The organism is Enterovibrio norvegicus FF-33, assembly GCF_000286835.2.
Lineage (GTDB): Bacteria > Pseudomonadota > Gammaproteobacteria > Enterobacterales > Vibrionaceae > Enterovibrio > Enterovibrio norvegicus_A.
Window position 1 is genome coordinate 1 of sequence record NZ_AJYD02000017.1, and the last position, 228, is coordinate 228.

A 228-nucleotide genomic window follows, 5' to 3' on the forward strand; every position below is an offset into this window, starting at 1 on the left:
CCTTTCACGGCGGTAACAGGGGTTCGACTCCCCTATGGGACGCCACGGGTCGTTAGCTCAGTTGGTAGAGCAGTTGACTTTTAATCAATTGGTCGTAGGTTCGAATCCTACACGACCCACCATTCTCTCCATGAGGGAATTAAAACTATCGTGGGCGATTAGCTCAGTTGGGAGAGCACCTCCCTTACAAGGAGGGGGTCACTGGTTCGAGCCCGGTATCGCCCACCA

Annotated in this window: 2 tRNA genes; both read left to right on the plus strand. The window is 53.9% G+C overall.

Annotated elements, in window-relative coordinates:
• Positions 1-46: 46 nt before the first annotated feature.
• Positions 47-122: transfer RNA gene (locus A1OO_RS06735), tRNA-Lys, on the plus strand.
• A gap of 30 nt (positions 123-152) precedes the next feature.
• Positions 153-228 (plus strand) — tRNA-Val (locus A1OO_RS06740).